Source organism: Idiomarina sp. HB, from assembly GCF_048059115.1.
Lineage (GTDB): Bacteria > Pseudomonadota > Gammaproteobacteria > Enterobacterales > Alteromonadaceae > Idiomarina > Idiomarina abyssalis.
In genome coordinates this window covers 44,542-59,855 of record NZ_JAYLVU010000003.1, presented here as the reverse complement: position 1 = coordinate 59,855, position 15,314 = coordinate 44,542, and the positions used below count along the sequence as shown (strand labels likewise).

General features: G+C 47.6%; 11 protein-coding genes. 7 read left to right on the top strand and 4 right to left on the bottom strand.

What is annotated here, in order from left to right:
- Positions 1-2: 2 nt before the first annotated feature.
- Positions 3-2,852: a bifunctional [glutamate--ammonia ligase]-adenylyl-L-tyrosine phosphorylase/[glutamate--ammonia-ligase] adenylyltransferase gene (glnE, locus tag VBY75_RS09645; RefSeq protein ID WP_416512233.1), complete on the top strand. Its 2,850-nt coding sequence runs from the start codon at positions 3-5 to the stop codon at positions 2,850-2,852.
- Here the strand turns inward: glnE and lpxL are convergent.
- Both lpxL and tolC read right to left on the bottom strand, forming a co-directional pair.
- Positions 2,843-3,769, bottom strand: coding sequence for an LpxL/LpxP family Kdo(2)-lipid IV(A) lauroyl/palmitoleoyl acyltransferase (gene lpxL, locus VBY75_RS09640; RefSeq protein WP_416512231.1), 927 nt, complete (start codon positions 3,767-3,769; stop codon positions 2,843-2,845). The two genes, glnE and lpxL, sit on opposite strands and share 10 nt — an antisense overlap.
- A gap of 99 nt (positions 3,770-3,868) precedes the next feature.
- Positions 3,869-5,251 (bottom strand): outer membrane channel protein TolC, encoded by a 1,383-nt coding sequence (tolC, locus tag VBY75_RS09635; RefSeq protein WP_199495030.1) that lies wholly within the window; start codon positions 5,249-5,251, stop codon positions 3,869-3,871.
- A gap of 185 nt (positions 5,252-5,436) precedes the next feature.
- Between tolC and VBY75_RS09630 the strand changes: the two genes are divergently transcribed.
- The 6 genes from VBY75_RS09630 (at position 5,437) to rraB (ending at position 11,889) form a co-directional block, all read left to right on the top strand.
- Complete coding sequence (locus VBY75_RS09630; RefSeq protein ID WP_199495029.1) at positions 5,437-6,048, top strand: NUDIX domain-containing protein; 612 nt, start codon at positions 5,437-5,439, stop codon at positions 6,046-6,048.
- Positions 6,049-6,062: 14 nt separating this feature from the next.
- Positions 6,063-6,524, top strand: a complete 462-nt coding sequence (locus VBY75_RS09625) for a DUF1249 domain-containing protein (RefSeq protein WP_054489177.1) — start codon at positions 6,063-6,065, stop codon at positions 6,522-6,524.
- 66 nt (positions 6,525-6,590) lie between these two features.
- Positions 6,591-8,483 (top strand): DNA topoisomerase IV subunit B, encoded by a 1,893-nt coding sequence (parE, locus tag VBY75_RS09620; protein ID WP_416512228.1) that lies wholly within the window; start codon positions 6,591-6,593, stop codon positions 8,481-8,483.
- A gap of 26 nt (positions 8,484-8,509) precedes the next feature.
- Positions 8,510-10,756 (top strand): DNA topoisomerase IV subunit A, encoded by a 2,247-nt coding sequence (parC, locus tag VBY75_RS09615; protein ID WP_054489173.1) that lies wholly within the window; start codon positions 8,510-8,512, stop codon positions 10,754-10,756.
- Positions 10,757-10,765: 9 nt separating this feature from the next.
- Positions 10,766-11,506 carry a 1-acylglycerol-3-phosphate O-acyltransferase gene (locus VBY75_RS09610; protein WP_054489171.1) on the top strand — a complete coding sequence of 247 codons (741 nt, stop codon included), beginning with the start codon at positions 10,766-10,768 and terminating at the stop codon, positions 11,504-11,506.
- Positions 11,503-11,889, top strand: coding sequence for a ribonuclease E inhibitor RraB (gene rraB / locus VBY75_RS09605; RefSeq protein ID WP_054489169.1), 387 nt, complete (start codon positions 11,503-11,505; stop codon positions 11,887-11,889). Before VBY75_RS09610 ends, rraB begins: the two co-directional genes overlap by 4 nt.
- Positions 11,890-11,901: 12 nt before the next feature.
- Here rraB and VBY75_RS09600 read toward each other — a convergent pair whose 3' ends face one another.
- Together VBY75_RS09600 and VBY75_RS09595 are read right to left on the bottom strand one after the other, a co-directional pair.
- Positions 11,902-12,339: a hemerythrin domain-containing protein gene (locus VBY75_RS09600; protein ID WP_416512225.1), complete on the bottom strand. Its 438-nt coding sequence runs from the start codon at positions 12,337-12,339 to the stop codon at positions 11,902-11,904.
- 118 nt (positions 12,340-12,457) lie between these two features.
- Positions 12,458-15,307 (bottom strand): valine--tRNA ligase, encoded by a 2,850-nt coding sequence (locus tag VBY75_RS09595; protein WP_416512223.1) that lies wholly within the window; start codon positions 15,305-15,307, stop codon positions 12,458-12,460.
- Between the last annotated feature and the right edge of the window lie 7 nt (positions 15,308-15,314).

The following is a 15,314-nucleotide window of genomic DNA, read 5'->3' as shown; positions in this document are numbered from 1 at the left end:
CTATGCTGACTCCCGGCAAAGAATTACTTAAAGAGAGTGAGGCCGCCTGGCAACGCTACCAGGATGTTGCTTCCGGTTCCCTGTTAAACAATGAACAGCAGCAACTGCTAAGGTCTTTATTTGCTGTAAGCCCATTCATAGGCCGCGTAGCAGAAAGTTATCCCGAGCAATTGGTCACTGAGCTTTTTGTTGCTAGTAAGACAGCCATTCAGCTGCCCGACGTGAGCGGCTATGAAGCGCATATTGCAGAGGCGTTAGAACCTTTAAATAGTGAAGAGGACGCCAAAAAGTGCCTTCGGCAATTGCGTCATTGCTGGATGGCAAAGCTGGCCGCCGCTGATATTTTACAGCAACTTTCTCTAAAAGAGTCTCTGGCTCACTATAGTGCTATTGCTGACGCCGCAATCAGCGAAAGCTTAAGTTGGCTGTTCGAGCGTTATATTAACCGTCATGGGAAGCCGCTTGATGACGAAGGCAACCTCCTGCCGCTGTTGATTATTGGTATGGGAAAACTGGGCGGAAGGGAATTAAACTTTTCGTCGGATATCGATCTTATTTTTGCGTTCCCTGAGCAAGGTGAGACTCAGGGGCCGGGCCGTAAATTAGAGCATGGTGTTTTTTATAAACGATTGGCGCAGTCGCTTATTGGTTTACTCGATGAAACGACCGCTGACGGCCAGGTTTTCCGGGTTGATATGCGGCTTCGGCCTTTTGGCCAGTCGGGTCCTTTAGTGACCAGTGTTAACGCGTTAGAGCATTATTATCAGGAGCAAGGGCGTGACTGGGAGCGTTACGCTATGGTAAAAGCCCGGATGATAGGCGCAGATGAACAATACCAGCAGGCCTTTCAACAATTAATACGACCTTTCGTTTATCGTCGCTACATTGATTTCGGTGCCATTGAAGCCCTGCGTAAAATGAAGCTTCTTATTACGCAGGAAACTCGGCGCCAGGGCGTGAAAAATAATATAAAGCTGGGCGCCGGTGGCATCAGAGAAGTCGAGTTTATTGTTCAGGCGCATCAGCTTATTCGCGGGGGGCAGGAAAAATCCCTGCAGACACGCTCGGTTTATAAAGCGATGAATGAACTGACTGAGTTAGACTTAATTGATCGGAAGCAAGCCAGTCAGTTATTAGATGACTATGAATATTTGCGCGTTATAGAGCATCGTCTGCAGCAAATAGATGACCAACAAACTCAGCAATTACCGTCAGATGAGCTGGGTCGAGCGCGCTTATGCGCTATGTTAGATGAGCCGAATTGGCAAGAGCTGCAGGATAAAATTGATCAATGTATGGCCCGCATTCATAGTGAATTTCGGCAGGTGGTTGGGGCTGAGTCCGAAGATGACGAAGATGAGCAGAGCTTGCAGGTTTTATGGCAGGACATGCTGGATGATGATGCGGCGATAGAGATTCTGGAAAGTGAAGGGGTCAACGAGCCACAGGCTTTATGGACACAAATTAAAAACTTCCGTCAGGAGAGCCGTCGCCGCAGTTCCGGCCCCCGGGGACGAGCAGCTTTAGCTCGCTTAATGCCCATGATGCTGCGCCACGCAATTCAACATCAACATCCGGAACGTTTGCTGGAAAGGCTGTTATCCATCATTAAAGCCGTGATGAGTCGTACGGCCTATATCGAGCTGCTTGCGGAAAACCCCGGTGCACGCGAACAACTGTGCAAACTTTGCATGGCAAGCCCATGGATTTCGGAGCAGCTGGCATTACACCCGATACTTTTAGATGAGCTTATCGATCCCCAGCAACTCTATAGTTTGCCCGAATCGAAGGATTATGCGTCGGTGTTGCGGGAGTATTTGCTGAGGATCCCCGAGCAGGACTTAGAAACGCAGATGGACGCTTTACGGCAAGCCAAACAAGCGTTGCAGTTAAAAATAGCGGCGGCCGATATTAGTGGTGTTCTTGAACTGATGAATGTCAGTGACCACTTAAGCGCGCTGGCTGAAGCTATTATCGCTGAGGTGGTCGGTCTCGCATGGCATCACCTGACACAAAAGCATGGCAAGCCAGAGGGCACCAGTGTCGACAACACAGGCTTTGCCGTGCTCGGCTATGGAAAGCTCGGTGGTCAGGAATTAGGGTATGGCTCTGATCTCGATCTCGTTTTTGTTACAGACGCCAATTATCAGGGCCAGACCGATGGTCAACGACCTATAGAAGTTCAGCAATTTTACTTGCGTCTTGCGCAACGGATCTTGCACTTATTTACTACTCGGACTGTGGCTGGCATTTTGTACGATGTTGATTTGCGCTTAAGGCCTTCAGGCCAGGCGGGACTACTGGTGACTCAGGTAAGCTCATTTGCGCGTTACCTGAGGGACGATGCCTGGACCTGGGAATTACAGGCATTGGTTCGGGCCAGACCGGTATTTGGTGTTCCGGCATTGCGTGAAACCGTTATGGATATACGACGCAGTATTTTGTCTCAGCCCAGAAACGAGCAGGAATTGCGTAAAAGCATTGTGGAGATGCGAGAGAAAATGCGTGAGCATTTAGCACAACGCAACAGCAGCATGTTTGACCTAAAACAGGACGCGGGTGGCATTGCGGACATTGAGTTTATAACGCAGTACATCGTACTACGGCACGCACATAATCACCCGGAGTTATGTCAATACAGTGATAACGTCAGACTTCTGACTGAGGCCCAACAACTGCATTTGTTATCTGAGGTGAATGCGCAAAATTTGATTAACGCTTTTCAGATTTTCCGTTGCGAGAGTCATGCTTTGGCATTACAAGGCGAGCAGTTGCTGGAAGAGCACAACCTGGATGCTGAGCGTCAGGCTGTACTCGACTGCTGGAATCAATTGCTGGAAGATCAACGGTAGTAGCTTGGCATATCAGGGTCGGGGCGCGTTTTAAAGCGCCGATGAACCCAGAGGTATTGCTCCGGAGCTTTTAGTATTGCTTGTTCGGCTAACTGATTAACCCGCTCTGCATCGGCTTTATCGTCGCCGCTGGGAAAGTTCTCAAGCGGTGATTCGTAATAAAGATCGTACCCACTGCCGTCATCACGTCTGACACAGCGGCTGACCAATACCTTGCAATTAGGGTTACGTGCAAAAAGCATGGTGCCTAAAGTGGTGGAGGTGTCTGGTACCTCGAAAAACTTAACGAACTCAACACGGCGCCGGCCATAATCTTGGTCCGGCAGATAGCCAGCGATGTCACCCTGAGTCAGCGCACTCATCATGGCTTTAACATCGCGACGTTGGATCATGTATTTGTTTGAGCGCCCACGTCCGCGAGTCTGCAAAAACTCCATCACCGCATTATTGTGGGGACGATACAAGCCAACGGCTGGTTCGACAAAGCCATGCAGTCGCGCATGGACTTCCAGACTAAGGAAGTGAAAAAGCAATAACAGAATACCACTGCCGTCTTCCTGAGCTTTGCGAAGGTGTTCCTCACCGTGAATGTGCAGCTTTCGTTTAATTCGCCAGTTTGGCCACCACCAGGCCATGCCAATTTCAAAATAAGCGATACCGGTGTTTTTCATATTCTCGGTCAGTAACGCTTCAATTTTTTCATCGCTATAGTCAGGGAAACACAGCTTCAAGTTGGTTCGGGCAATGTTGACCCGGCGCGGCATAAGCTTCTTAAACAGCAAGCCTAACCCCCGACCCATAGCAAGTTGCAGGCGGTATGGCAGCCACGAAACACTGTAAAGGACAAAGACACCAAGCCAGGTTAGCCAAAACTTAGGATGCAGAAAGTAGAACTTAAATTTGGGAGGTTCGATCACAACAGATGCCGCTAATTATTCTTCAATTATCGCGGATAGTAACATAAAACATTTGAAATAAGGCACCACCTATAAGCGGCGGTGCCCTGGTCTGCTCTGTTAGTCAGCCGCAGTGCCTTCTACATTTTCAGAAAGGCTACTGTTTATCGCTAACAGGTCTTGTTCTTGTAACTGTCCTGCAGCTTGTTCAAGGCGTAGAATTTGACGGATATAACCATAACGAGCTTCAGATAAATTACGTTTTGCATTATAGAGGTTACGGGTGCTATCCAGTACATCAACGATAGTACGAGTACCGACTTCAAAACCGGCTTCAGTCGCTTTCAACGCACTCTCTGCAGACACAACAGACTGCTGAAACGCATTAATGCTGGCAATAGACGCTGAAACCTCGTAGTAGGCATTACGTACCTCGCGTTCAATATTCCGGCGAGTCTGAACCATTTGTTGGCTGCTGGCCACATAGTTGTCGCGAGCCTGAGCAACTTCCGCTGATGTACGGAAACCTGAGAAAATAGGTACGCTGACATTCAAACCAATAGAGCGGCTGTCCAGACGAGGTAAATCTGTTGTCTGTTGACCATTCTGATTCGAAATTGTGCGCTCTGTGTCCGATGTAGAATAGCTGGCCTGAAGTGAGACTGTAGGATAATGACCACCCTGGCGCAGCTTAATTTGCTGCTCAGCAATGTCTACCTGAACTTTACTTTCCAATAGGCTAAGGTTGCCATTTTCAGCTTTTTTCACCCACTGACGAACATCTTCTGGTGCCGGATCGCTCGGTGAAAAAGTTTCGGTATCTAAAGCTGCCAATGTTTGCGGGTATTGGCCGGTAATTTCGCGAATGTCTTCTAAGGCAATTTCAACCGCATTGCGAGCCTGAATCTCACGTGCGACAGCGCTGTCGTATTGAGCCTGTGCTTCGTGAACATCGGTAATAGCGGTTAAGCCGACTGAAAAGCGTTGCTTGGTTTGTTCAAGCTGGCGCTCGATAGCCTTCTTTTCGGCTTCTGCGAAAGATAAGTCATCACGGGCCTGAAGAGCCTGGAAGTACGCATTAACAACACGTAACATCAGGTCTTGTTGGGCGTTGCTGTAGGCAACTTCCGCCTGATAGGCTTGCTTCTCTGCAATGTCGGCGTTTCTCCAGACAGTCCAGTCAAAAATACTCTGGTTCAGCGTAATGCCGGCTTGCCAGCCACTGCTGTCGCTATCGAAAACTTGAATGCCTGACTCAAAAACTAGCGGGGATTCGCTTGTTGAGTCACTGTAACCAGCTTCTCCCGAAACCTGAGGCAGGAATCCTGACTTGGCAATATCAATACCTTTTTGTGCGGCATCACGCTCTGCTGCGGCACGTAATAAGGTCGGATCATTATCAACTGCTAAGCGATAAATTTGAGCCAAATCTTCAGCATTTGACGTAAAAGTGACTGTGGTCAATGCCAGACCGACAGCTGCCGACAAAAGATGCTTTTTCATGGTAGTCAGTTTCCTGTTACTTGACATGCAATGTTCAATAATTGCGCATAGTTTACATACAGCGCTGAATGATTACCAGTGTAAATGATTTGCGCAAATACTTTAAGAAAAACATGGTTTCAGAATTCGCTCAAGTGTAACAGAATGTTTGTTTTCAGTTACTCTCAATAATAGGACTCGTTAGTATGGCAATTCGTTTTCACCGAGATGATGTGAAAGTAAAGGAAAAGACACCGCTTTATCAAGGTTTTTTGTCAGTTTATCGCTATTCTTTACAACACCGTTTGTTTTCTGGTGACTGGAGTCCGGTCATTGACCGGGAATTAATGGAACGGGGACATGCGGTTGTTGTTATACCTTATGACCCGGTAACCGATGAGTTGGTGGTTGTTGAGCAGTTCCGCGTAGGCGCACTTGAGGACGAAAATGGACCTTGGTTGTTTGAGTTTGTCGCCGGGATGTTTGATGCCGACGAGAGCGCTGAAGAAGTGGCAACTCGTGAACTGGAAGAAGAAGCTGGTTTAACAGCCAAACGTTTAATTTACGCTACCAGTTATTACTCCAGCCCGGGTGGTACCGATGAAAAGTTAACGATTTATATTGCGGAAGTTGATAGTAAATCGGCTGCCGACTTTGGTGGTCTCCCTGAAGAAGACGAAGATATACGCGTGCATGTGATACCAAGGGATAAAGTTATCGCTATGCTTGAACGTGAAGAAATCAACAACGCAGCCAGTGTAATTGGGTTACAATGGTTGCAGTTACACCATGATAAGGTGTTCTCTGATCTGGAGTAAACTGAGGTTTTATTATGCTACAGCGCTATGTTGTCGACGTGGCTGAACTGCACCGACTGAACGAACTTAACTACGCAGGGTTGTTGCCTCTGCTGTCCCAGCTTGAGTCTCAGGCTCAGGTTACGATTTATGCCGGGGAGCATTTAGCGTTCAGTTTGCGCAACGTGAGTGAAGCGCGCTATACCTCAGACATTGAAATTGAACAGTTGAAGCCAGACTGGGCAGACTACCTGCATGCTAAAATGACGGTGCGGTTATATCATGATGTGCGTATGGCTGAGATTATATCCAGTCAGGGCGTTACTCGTTTAGCCGCACGTTATCAGCAGCCTAACCGTGAAATGCGGCACCAGGATGAAAAGCATCAGGTGAATCAATTTTTGGCCGACTGGTTAACCTTGTGTCGTAAGCAGGGCCATATTCAGCCTAAGCTGAGCGAAACTGCTCAGAAATTTATGCCGTACTACTTCAAATAGACGCCAGTTAGCGGTAAATTGAAGCACACTTTTCGTGGATCGAGCCAATAATAAAAACAGGGACTCATGACAGACTATAAATCCGACTCCATTGAGGTGCTGAACGGACTGGAACCGGTTCAGCGCCGCCCCGGTATGTACACTGACACCTCTCGGCCTAATCATTTGGGCCAGGAGGTTATAGATAATAGTGTCGATGAAGCTCTGGCGGGGCATGCCAAAACGTTACTTGTTGTTCTGCATCAGGACCAGTCGCTGGAAACCACCGACGATGGTCGGGGGATGCCGGTGGATATTCATCCGGAAGAAGGTGTTCCGGGTGTTGAACTGATCATGAGTAAACTGCATGCCGGCGGTAAGTTCTCGAATAAAAACTATCAGTTTTCCGGTGGTTTGCATGGTGTTGGTATCTCGGTGGTTAACGCCTTATCCAAGCGTGTTGAACTGACCATTAAGCGCGATGGTCAAGTTTATGAAATGGCCTACGAAAACGGCGATAAAGTCAGTGAGCTGGAAGTAACCGGCACGGTGGGGAAAAGAAACACCGGTACGCGAGTTCACTTTTGGCCGGACCCTCAATATTTCGATTCTGCAAAATTCTCTGTTACCAAGTTAAAGCACATACTGCGCGCTAAAGCTGTGCTATGTCCCGGTCTGACAATTACCTTCCGTAATAAAATTGATGACACGGAAGATACCTGGTTTTATCAGGATGGCTTAACGGATTATTTGGTTGAGGCGGTTAAGGATGTACCGACCTTACCGGAAGAACCCTTCGATGGTAGTTTTAGCTCGCAAACAGAAGGTGTTGACTGGGCTGTTACCTGGCTGCCGGAAGGTGGCGAAGGGGTCTCTGAAAGTTACGTTAACTTAATTCCGACCACGCTGGGCGGTACCCATGTCAACGGACTACGCCAGGGGCTCCTGGAGGCTATGCGTGAGTTTTGTGAGTTCCGTAACCTGTTACCCAGAGGGGTCAAGTTAACTCCGGAAGACGTATGGGAACGTTGTAGCTATATTTTGTCGACCAAAATGCAGGACCCTCAGTTTGCAGGGCAAACAAAAGAGCGCTTGTCCTCGCGGCAGTCCGCCAGCTTTGTCTCTGGCGTGGTAAAAGACTCTTTTAGCCTTTGGCTGAATGAGCATACCGATCAAGCTGAACTTTTAGCCGATGTCTGCATTAGCAACGCGCAAAGACGACTAAAAGCCAGTAAAAAAGTTGTTCGTAAAAAAGTAACGCAGGGCCCGGCGCTTCCCGGAAAGCTCACAGATTGTTCTAGTCAGGAGCCCGGCAGAAGTGAATTGTTTTTAGTGGAAGGGGACTCGGCAGGAGGCTCTGCGAAGCAAGCTCGAGATCGTGAGTTTCAGGCGGTTATGCCGCTTCGCGGTAAAATTCTGAATACCTGGGAAGTTGACCCGGAACAAATTCTGGCGTCGCAGGAAATTCACGACATTTCGGTTGCGGTAGGCGTTGACCCAAACAGTGTCGATTTAGACAAATTGCGTTATGGGAAAATTTGTATTTTAGCGGATGCCGACTCAGACGGTTTGCACATCGCAACCTTGCTTTGTGCACTGTTTGTGAAGCACTTCAGACCATTAGTGGAAAACGGCCATATTTTTGTTGCGATGCCACCACTTTATCGCGTAGATGTCGGCAAAGATGTCTATTACGCATTGGATGAAGGTGAAAAGCAGGGCATTTTAGATCGCATCGAGGCTGAAAAGCGCAAAGGTAAAGTGAATGTTCAGCGTTTTAAAGGTTTGGGTGAGATGAACCCGTTAACCTTACGTGAAACCACTATGGATCCAAATACCCGCCGACTGGTTCAGTTGACCATTGACGATGGCGAACTAATGGAAGAGCTGATGGATATGCTTTTAGCGAAAAAACGAGCTGCAGACCGCCGTACCTGGTTGGAAAGCAAAGGTAACATGGCCGACTTGGCTGAACTGTAAGCACTTGTGAGCAAGGAGAAGTCAGAATGTCGACGGAAGTTACAGAAACCCGCCCACTGAGTCGCTTTACGGAAGAAGCCTACCTGAATTATTCCATGTACGTGATCATGGACAGGGCACTACCGAATATCGGTGATGGTTTAAAACCGGTACAGCGACGCATTGTATACGCAATGTCAGAGCTTGGACTCTCGGCACTTGCTAAATATAAAAAATCAGCCCGTACTGTGGGTGATGTTCTTGGTAAATTTCACCCTCATGGTGACAGTGCATGTTATGAAGCTATGGTGCTCATGGCTCAGCCTTTCACCTACCGTCACCCGCTGGTCGACGGTCAGGGTAACTGGGGTTCACCGGATGACCCTAAATCCTTCGCAGCTATGCGTTATACCGAGGCCAGACTGTCTAAATTTAGTGAAGTCTTACTCAGCGAGCTGGGTCAGGGGACGGTCGACTGGATACCGAACTTTGATGGCACGATGAAAGAGCCTCAGGTGCTGCCTGCGCGTTTACCCCATATTTTATTAAATGGTGTAACCGGCATTGCTGTCGGTATGGCCACGGACATTCCTCCTCACAATGCTCGTGAAGTGGCTAATGCCTGCGCAATGTTACTGGAAAAGCCGGGTAGTCAGCTTGAAGATATTATGGAAGTGCTGAAGGGGCCGGATTACCCGACCGATGCTGAAATTATTACGCCAACGGATGACATCACTAAGCTTTATGAAACGGGGCGCGGTAGTATTAAAATGCGTGCCTGCTACAGTGTTGAAGATGGTGAAATTGTTATTACGGCCTTACCGCACCAGGCATCCGGGGCAAGAGTATTAGAGCAAATAGCGCATCAAATGCAGGCCAAGAAACTGCCTTTAGTTTCGGACTTGCGTGATGAGTCAGACCATGAAAACCCGACCCGTTTAGTTGTGGTTCCTCGCTCAAATCGGGTGGATACAGAACAGTTAATGAATCACCTGTTCGCCACAACAGATCTGGAAAAGCAGTACCGGGTTAACCTGAATATTCTGGGCTTAGATGGCCGGCCGAAAGTGAAGCCGCTGGTTGGCATTCTTAAAGAGTGGCTGGAGTTTCGTCAGACAACAGTAACGCGACGTTTGCAGCATCGCTTAGATAAAGTGCTGGCGCGCCTGCATATTTTAGAAGGCTTACTTATTGCTTATCTCAATATTGATGAAGTTATTGAGATTATCCGTACTGAAGATAAACCGAAAGACGAGTTAATGAGTCGCTTTGGGTTATCGGATAAACAAGCTGAAGCTATTCTGGAGCTGAAGTTACGCCACTTAGCAAAATTAGAAGAAATGAAGCTGACCGGCGAGCAAGATGAACTTAATAAAGAGCGCGAAAAGCTGCAGACTTTACTGGGTTCAGATCGTCGTTTGAAAACACTGATCAAGAAAGAGTTGCTAGCTGATGCGGAAACTTATGGTGACGAGCGCCGTTCGCCAATTGTTGAGCGCTCTGAAGCTAAAGCGTTAAGCGAGCGTGATTTAACGCCAGCCGAAGCGGTAACTGTTGTGTTATCGAAGAAAGGCTGGGTGCGCTCTGCTAAAGGTCATGATATCGAGGGTGAGAAGCTCAGTTATAAATCCGGTGACAGCTATCTGGCGTCGGCTGAAGGTAAGAGTAATCAGCCTGTGGTGTTCCTTGATACTTCAGGGAAAAGCTTCTCCTGTGAAGCGCACCTGTTGCCATCAGCAAGGAGCCAGGGTGAGCCTCTGACCGGACGTTTCAGTTTAGTCGCGGGTGAAAACGTTGAACACGTTCTAATGGCCAAAGACGAAAGCCATTTACTATTGGCATCCGACGCTGGTTATGGGTTTGTTTGTCAGTTCAGCGATTTAGTCAGCCGTAATAAAAACGGTAAAGCTATTATCACATTACCGACCGGCGCTAAGATACTGCCGCCTAATAAAGTGAATGATTTGCAGGAAGACAAAGTTGTTGTTATTTCCAACGAAGGCCGGATGTTGGTCTTCCCTGTTGCAGACTTGCCTCAACTGAGTAAAGGAAAAGGCAACAAGTTAATTAGTATTCCTGCTTTGCGTGCGCAGTCTCGCGAAGAGTATGTGGTTGCATTGGCTACTGCGGCACCGGACAAAGCTATTACTTTGATTGCCGGTAAGCGTAAGCTGACTCTGAAACCTGCAGATTTAGAGCATTACTATGGAGAACGCGGACGGCGTGGTAATAAACTACCGCGCGGATTACAACGTGTTGATGAAATAGTGGTTGAGCAAGACAAGGATAATTGAGGAGTTTGAATGTTAGCCTTGTTGCGGTGGGTATTTCTTGGTGGATTTGTTGTATTGTTCGGTGTGGTCGGTTGCTTATTTTGTATCATCCGCCCCTTTCATCGTAATAATACTTACAGGTTCGCTCATATTTTTGGGTGGGCAATACGAGTTTTAGGCATGCGAATTGAAGTGAGTCGTCACCCGGACATTGAAAAGGGTGGCCCTTACGTCTTTGTCTGTAACCATCAGAACAGTTGGGAAATATTCACCATTGCAGCAATGCTGCCCAAAAATACCGTTACTGTGGGCAAGAAAAGCCTGCGCTGGATACCGTTCTTCGGGTGGCTTTATTGGTTAGCAGGAAATATTCTGATTGACAGAAAAAACGCCGGAAAAGCTCATGGCACCATAGGACAAACGGCGGATGCTATAAAGCAACGAGACATTTCGGTATGGATGTTTCCGGAAGGAACCCGAAGTTACGGAAGAGGGCTGTTACCCTTTAAGAATGGGGCTTTTCATACTGCGTTTCGGGCTCAGGTTGACGTGGTTCCGGTATGTGTCTCTGAGTTACATGGCAAGGTAAAGATGAACCGCTGGAACAATGGTGTGCTGAAAGTTGCTTTTCTGGAGCCGGTACGAATTGCAAACTACCAGCGTGAAAACTTACGTGAGCTGAGTGGGCACTGCCATCAGCTAATGGATGATAAAATTAAGCAGTTGAACACAAGTATTGAACGAGAACAGGCGGAAAAGGATAAATCATGAGCCGAGATCTTAATGATCTACTTAAGCAAAGTGAAGAAACCGTACAGGCTTTGATAGCTGACGGTGCGGAGACAGATCTCCTGTATGAAATTGAGCATCACCTGGCCAGCCAGGACTTTACTAAGTTGGAAAAAGCGGCTGTAGAGCTTGTTAAGCAAGGCTACCATGTGGACGATGCCGATGAGTTTGAAGACGAACGCGGTAAGCGTTGGTTTGCGTTTATGGCGGTCACAGATGCTGAGCTCGATAGCGATATTCTAAACCGGCAGGTGAGAGAAATAGCTGCTATAGCCGATGACTGTGAGGTTGAATACGATGGCTGGGGCACCTTGATTGAAGATGATGAACTTGAAGGTGAAGAGTTCGACGATGGAGAGGAATAACCTCTCCTGATTTTACAAACCTTTTTCTTTCATCATATTGCGGTAGTCACTTCCTAAGCCGGATTTTTCGGACTCACTTAATACCTTTCCTGCGCGCTGGAAAAATCCCTGCTCTTCATCTTTCAGATGATGTAAGACTTTATGTTTTAAATTTTTAAAGTGTTGAAGCCAGGCTGGCGACGACATTTCCGTTTGTTCTAAGGTTTCAATCAGTTCGTCAATTTCATGGTGCTCAGCGATACCATGTCGCGACATTTCTATTGTGTCATCGTCTTTGATAAGAGGGTTATAAAAGTATCGTTCCTCAGCGGCAGCGTGTTGTTCCAACTGGAGCTTTAGTTGCTGATAGTATTGTTCACGCTCCGGCGCTTCTCCGGCCGTTTCCAATAGCAGTTCAAGCAATTTACGTTGTTTATCGTGATCAACTCTCAGTTCTTCGAAAATAGTCATGACTCTCTCCCTTTGTCTCGTTATTTTTCACTACGAGAGCCCTCTTAAAATAGATTATTTTTCAAAAAAAAACCCGAAGCAGAGACTCGGGCTTTTAGCGATACACTTTTAATGAAGATTAAAGCGCTTTAATTTTCTCTTGCTGCTCTTGCAGTTGCTTGAGCGTAGTTTCTGCTTCAGCGAGCTTCTCACGTTCTTTAGCAATGACAGCTTCTGGTGCTTTACTGACAAAGTTATCGTTGCCCAACTTACCGTTCAGACGCTGCCACTCTTTGTTCGCTTTCTCGATAGATTTTTGCAGTCGCTGTAGCTCTGCTTCTTTATCAATTAAACCGGCCATTGGAATATGCAGCTTCAACGTATCAACCAGTGCGGTCATACTGGCTGGTGCATCATCATCGCTTTCAATAAACTCAATAGACTCCAGCTTTGCCAGGCTACTGAGGAAGCTTTGGTTATTCTCAATACGGCCTCTGGCCATTGAATCAGCATTTGAAAGCAGCAGAGGCAAAGGCTTATTCGGTGATAAATCCATTTCGCCACGAATATTTCGAATAGCTAAAATAACGCGCTTCAGCCACTCCATGTCCTGCATTGCCTGATGGCTGACGTTGTCCTCAACCTGCGGGAACGGCTGCAGCATAATGGTATCATCCGTATTACCAACCAGCGGTTTCACCCGTTGCCAGATAGTTTCAGTAATGTACGGCATAACCGGATGCAGTAAGCGCAGTAACTGTTCTAAAACATTCACCAGTGTGTGGCGAGTACCGCGTTGTTGTACATCCGTACCATTTTGGAGAACCGGCTTAGTAAGCTCCAGATACCAGTCACAAAACTGGTTCCAGGTAAACTCGTATGCAATAGCGGCTGCCTGATCAAAACGATAGGTATCTAAAGCCTGACGGAAGTCTTTTACTGTGCTGTTAAAGCGGGCAATAATCCACTCATCAGCCAGTGACAGGGTCATATCGTCGTTTTCAAGACCACAGTCATTCTCTTCGGTACTCATTAACACATACCGGCTGGCGTTCCACAGTTTGTTGCAGAAGTTGCGATAACCCTCCAGACGCTTCATGTCCCAGTTGATATCGCGCCCAGTCGATGCAAGTGCTGTTAATGTAAAGCGCAGTGCATCGGTTCCGTGGGCGGTAATGCCTTCAGGAAACTCTTTGCGGGTGCGTTTTTCAATTTTCTCACGCATTTTCGGCTGCATCATATTGGCTGTGCGTTTAGCCACCAGCTCGTCAGCGCTAATGCCGTCAATCATGTCCAGCGGATCTAACACGTTACCTTTAGACTTAGACATTTTCTGGCCTTCTTCGTCGCGAATAAGACCAGTCACATAGACCTTCTTGAACGGAACTTGCGGCTGGCCTTCTTCGTCTTTCATAAAGTGCATGGTCATCATGATCATGCGGGCAACCCAGAAGAAAATGATGTCAAAACCAGTCACCAACACATCGGTAGGGTGGAAGGTTTTTAAGTCCTCGGTATTTTTTGGCCAACCCAAGGTAGAGAAGGTCCATAACGCGGAAGAGAACCAGGTATCCAATACGTCTTCGTCCTGCTGAAGAGGCGTATCGCCTAAGTTGTGCTTTTCCCGCACTTCTTCTTCGGTGCGACCGACATAGACATTGCCCTGTTCGTCGTACCATGCCGGAATACGGTGCCCCCACCATAATTGACGCGAAATACACCAGTCCTGAATATCGCGCATCCAGCTGAAATACATGTTCTCGTATTGCTTAGGTACAAATTCAATGCGTCCGTCTTCAACCGCTTCGGTTGCTTGTTTGGCCATAGGTTCAACGCGAACATACCATTGGTCGGTTAAATGCGGTTCAATAGGAACGCCACCGCGGTCGCCGTATGGTATTTTGTTGGTGTGTTTTTCAATTTTTTCCAGTAAGCCAAGTTCGTCAAATTCAGCAATAAGTTGCTTACGGGCCTCAAAGCGTTCTTTACCAGCGTATTGCTCAGGTAAAGCCCCATCAAACCCGTTCAGCTCTTCAAGCGCTTCACCCGTACTGGTGTAAAGGCCTGCTTTTGCCATGACGTGCGCAGTGTCATCAAAAATAGAAATCATCCCAGTTTGATGACGCTTGCCAATTTCGTAGTCATTAAAATCATGCGCAGGAGTTACCTTTACGCAACCTGTACCGAATTCGCTGTCAACGTGGTGGTCGGCAACAATAGGAATACGACGGTTAACAATAGGTAACTCGAGGTGTTTCCCAACCAAATGAGCAAAGCGCTCGTCGTCGGGATGCACAGCAACACAGACATCGCCTAACATGGTTTCCGGGCGGGTGGTCGCGACCACTAAATGGTCTTTGCCGTCTTCGGTTTTCTCGCCATCGGCCAGCGGGTAACGTAAATACCAGATAGAACCTTGTTGCTCTTTATTCTCGACTTCTAAATCAGAAATAGCGGTTTGCAGTGCCGGGTCCCAGTTGACCAGGCGTTTACCACGGTAAATCAAGTTATCTTCGTGCAGTTTTACGAAGACTTCACGTACCGCATCAGAAAGGCCTTCGTCCATAGTGAAGCGTTCACGATCCCAGTCAACAGAGTCGCCCAGACGGCGCATTTGCTGAGTGATGGTGCCGCCTGACTGTTCTTTCCACTCCCAAATTTTATCAATAAAAGCGTCACGACCAAGTTCCTGGCGAGTCTGTCCTTGAGCGGCTAACTGGCGTTCAACGACCATCTGCGTGGCAATACCAGCGTGGTCAGAACCTACTTGCCATAATGTATTACGGCTGTTCATTCTCTGGTAGCGGGTGAGCGTATCCATAATGGTGTGTTGGAAGGCGTGACCCATGTGCAGACTGCCGGTAACGTTGGGCGGCGGAATCATAATAGAGTAGGGGGCGCCTTTACCTGAAGGCTTGAAGTAGCCTTTGTCTTCCCATTGTTGGTAGAGGTCTTGTTCTATCGCTGCAGGGGAGTATGTTTTATCCATATTAACC

Bases quoted from the DNA above. Each gene is read 5' to 3' on its own strand.
- glnE (WP_416512233.1), top strand. From the start codon at position 3: ATGCTGACTCCCGGCAAAGAATTACTTAAAGAGAGTGAGGCCGCCTGG.
- tolC (WP_199495030.1), bottom strand. From the start codon at position 5,251: ATGAAAAAGCATCTTTTGTCGGCAGCTGTCGGTCTGGCATTGACCACA.
- VBY75_RS09630 (WP_199495029.1), top strand. From the start codon at position 5,437: ATGGCAATTCGTTTTCACCGAGATGATGTGAAAGTAAAGGAAAAGACA.
- VBY75_RS09625 (WP_054489177.1), top strand. From the start codon at position 6,063: ATGCTACAGCGCTATGTTGTCGACGTGGCTGAACTGCACCGACTGAAC.
- parE (WP_416512228.1), top strand. From the start codon at position 6,591: ATGACAGACTATAAATCCGACTCCATTGAGGTGCTGAACGGACTGGAA.
- parC (WP_054489173.1), top strand. From the start codon at position 8,510: ATGTCGACGGAAGTTACAGAAACCCGCCCACTGAGTCGCTTTACGGAA.
- VBY75_RS09610 (WP_054489171.1), top strand. From the start codon at position 10,766: ATGTTAGCCTTGTTGCGGTGGGTATTTCTTGGTGGATTTGTTGTATTG.
- rraB (WP_054489169.1), top strand. From the start codon at position 11,503: ATGAGCCGAGATCTTAATGATCTACTTAAGCAAAGTGAAGAAACCGTA.
- VBY75_RS09600 (WP_416512225.1), bottom strand. From the start codon at position 12,339: ATGACTATTTTCGAAGAACTGAGAGTTGATCACGATAAACAACGTAAA.
- VBY75_RS09595 (WP_416512223.1), bottom strand. From the start codon at position 15,307: ATGGATAAAACATACTCCCCTGCAGCGATAGAACAAGACCTCTACCAA.